Source organism: Halorubrum tibetense (genome assembly GCF_042661865.1).
Classification (GTDB): Archaea; Halobacteriota; Halobacteria; order Halobacteriales; family Haloferacaceae; genus Halorubrum; species Halorubrum tibetense.
Map to the genome: position 1 here is coordinate 1 of NZ_JBHSWW010000268.1, position 3273 is coordinate 3273.

General features: G+C 68.7%; 3 protein-coding genes. All 3 read right to left on the reverse strand.

What is annotated here, in order from left to right; genetic code table 11:
* On the reverse strand, nucleotides 1-1510 hold a 1510-nt coding region (locus ACFQEU_RS13385), incomplete at its 3' end, for a FlaD/FlaE family flagellar protein (RefSeq protein WP_379782941.1).
* 168 nt (nucleotides 1511-1678) lie between these two features.
* Nucleotides 1679-2200 (reverse strand): chemotaxis protein CheD, encoded by a 522-nt coding sequence (locus ACFQEU_RS13390; RefSeq protein WP_379782943.1) that lies wholly within the window; start codon nucleotides 2198-2200, stop codon nucleotides 1679-1681.
* A partial coding sequence (locus tag ACFQEU_RS13395) for a chemotaxis protein CheC (protein ID WP_379782945.1) occupies nucleotides 2197-3273 on the reverse strand: 1077 nt, incomplete at its 5' end. The genes ACFQEU_RS13395 and ACFQEU_RS13390, both read right to left, overlap by 4 nt.

Here is a 3273-nt window from a genome sequence, read left to right on the forward strand (position 1 = left end):
CACGCCCTCCGCGGCCGCCGTAGGCCGGGGCTGCACCCGAGAACCCGCCGCCGACGAGCGAGCCGCCAGCGAGATCGTCCCAGCGGTCGAGCAGGACGGTGTGTGCGCTCGTCCCGTTGAGTTGGGTGATGTATCGGAGGCTACGGGTGTGGTGTTCACGCACGAGCCGCTCGGTCCCGGGGCGATCGATCAGGTTGCGGTCGATCGTGCCGAACCCGGAGAGGAAATCACGGAGTCGGGCGGCGGCGTCGGGACCGATCCACTCGATCCGTTCGTAGTAGTTGATCGCCCGCACCGCGTCGGTCACGTCGCTCTCGGAGACGAGGAACTCCAGCCACTCCATCACGAGCAGGTCGCCGACGTAATCGGCGGGGAGCTCGGTGAGGTACGGCTTCCGACCGCTTCCCGAGAGGTCGTCCTGTCCGACGTACTGGAACCCGTCGCCGTTCATCTCGGCCGGGTCGCCGCCGGGGGCCGTCGCGTGTTCGTCGATCGAGTCGTGTCCGTGGCCGTTCGCGTCGGTGAGGCCGTCGTCCCCATCGCCGAACCCGCCGTCGTCCCCATCACCGAGCTCCTCGCCCGGCCCATCACCGAAACCCTCCATGTCGTCTATCGGGTCGTCATCCGCCGTTTCGCCGCCGGTGTCGTCGGCCCAGTCGGCCTCGCCGGCGTCGTACTCCTCTTTCAGCTCGCTGAAGCTCTTTGCGTCGTCGTTCATATCTCCGTCATCCGCCGGTTCGGTTTCGGACGCGGCGTCGGCGGGTTCACCGTCGTCCATCTCGTCGAGTTCATCCATCCCGTCGAGGTCGTCCATCCCGTCGAGGTCGTCCATCCCGTCGAGGTCGTCCTCAGAGTCGTCGTCCAGGTCGTCGAACCCGCCGTCGTCCGGCTCGACGAGCTCCTCGTCGAAGAACCCGTCAGCGTCCGCGCTCGCGACGTCGTCGTCGAGCTCCTCCGCGGACTCGTCTTCTTCCTCCGCGTCGTCGAAGAGACCGAAGGAGTTGTCGCCGCCGCCGCCGACGCCGTCGAAGCCGCTCGACTCGTCGACGAACGGGTTGATCCCACGAGTGACCATCTCGTAGATGTCGAGCAGGTTCCGAACGTCCTCCTCGATGTCGTCGACGGCCGCGGAGATCTCCTCGTTCTCCGACCGAACCGTCGAGACGGTCGAGGAGAGCGTCGCGACCTCGGCTTCGAGGTCGTCGAGCCGCTTCTCCAGCTCGTCGGTGTCGGACCCGCCACCACCGCCGCCGTCGTCGAATCCGTCGTCCCACTCGTCCATCCCGTCGAAGTCGTCGAAGCCGTCACCGCCGCCGCCACCCATACCGCCTCCACCGCCGCCACCCATACCGCCGCCGAAGACATCGTCGTCACCATCCATGCCACCGCCGCTATCGTCGGATCCGTCGTCGTCGAGGAACCGATCGAGGACGCTCGCGCCGACGAGCCCCAGCGTGGCGACTGTCCATTCGACCGTCGAGAGGTCCCACACCGGTAGTTCGAGGCCCATTACCGGAAAACACCCGTACTACACACTTCAACCCACCCCTCAAAATATCAACCATGAGAAGTCCGGGGGGATCGAACCGATAGCGAGCGGACGACCGATCATCTCGATGACGGCTGGGACGGGCCGGCTATCGCGTTATCGGAGCGGACGGCGAGCGCTGACGCGAGCTCAGAGGGTCCGTTCGAACCCGTCCGCGGCGCGAACGACGACGGCTCCATCGGATCGGAACAGGACCGTTCGTCCGACGCCGTCGCCGACATCGCTCGCGACGATTGGCACCCCAGCATCGGCCAACACGCGCCGGGCGTGGGAGACGTTTCGTGGCCCGACCGGGGCGGTGAGATCGAGCATCTCCGCCCCGCCGATCAGGCTGGCTTCCAACCGGTCGGGGGATCCACCGGAGTCGGCGACGGCATCGGCCATAACGTCGAACCCGGAATCGACGTACTTCCCCGGTCGGGGTGATCGGAGTCCAGAGGTGTCGGCGTCGTCGATCGACGGGAGCATGGCGTGGAGGAGACCGCGAACGCCCGCGTCGTGGTCGACGACGGCGATCGCGACACAGGAACCGAGCCCGCTCGTCGTGAGGAGGGCGTCGTCGTCGACGACCGCGAGGTCTCCCACGCCGACGTTCACCCGCCGGGGCGACCCGGACACGTCACGGCCCCCGACCGACGTGGGTGGGGTCATACCTCGGAGAGCGAGGAGAGGGCGGCCGCCAGTTCGCGCTCGTTCGGGAGCGCGTACACGTCACACCGCGCCTGGACCCCTGCCGTCCGGATCGCGGCGTCGATGACGAACCCGTAATCCTGTCGCCGGCCCAGCGCCGCGACGAGCGGGCTGATCGTCGCCGACCCCATGTCGTGGACGAACTCCGGCGGGGAGTGGCTGATCGACGTGCCGAGCACGTTCGCCCACCCGTCGATGAATCCGCTCGTCATCACGTTGCCGAGCTCACACAGCGCGTTCTCGGCCATCCCCCCGAGCGGGTCGTCGGGTTCGGTGGGGAGCATCGACGCCGCGACCGCCTCGGCCGACGACTCCTCGAAGAGTATCGCGAGGTAGCCGCCGATCTCGCCCTGTAACTCGAACACCGTCCCGGCGTAGGGTTCGACGCCGACCTCGGCGGGGATGTCGGCGAGCGGGACGAACCGCAGTCGGCTCACCTCGACGCTCGTGTCGAGGCCCGTCATCATCGCGATGTTGTCGGCGGCGTTCGCCGACCCGCGTTTCGCCAGCGACGCGAACGTCGAGAGCGACTCGTACGGAACCGCGGTGTTCGCGCCGGGGGCCGACCCGCCCGTGTCGCCCGCGGCTCCCTCGGCACCGGCGGCCGCCGCGGGCGCGGTCTTCCCGACGATCAGATCGCGGAACGCCGCGGAGTCGGGGAGCATGTAGATGGCGAAGTCGAGGTCCGTCGTCGCCGAATCCAGCCGGCTCTCGAAGAGGAAGACGCCGTCACCGGCGAGCGCGCCGTCGGGGAGCACCGCCGCGCCGTCCGCCTCGAAGTATCTCGGCGGCGTCATATCTATCGCCCGGCCGAGGTAGTTGGCCCAGCCGTCGAGGAAGCCCCCGAGCGCGATGTTGCCGACTTCCGTCACCGCGCTCCGGCCCATCGACGCGCCGCCGGGAAGCAACGAGAGCAGCGCGTCGGCGTGGGCGGCGTCGAACGCGAGGACGGCCTCGCCGTCTAACCCGCCCGAGAGCCCGACGCTCACGCCGATGGACTCGCGACCGGCGAACGCCTCGGCGAGGTCCTCACC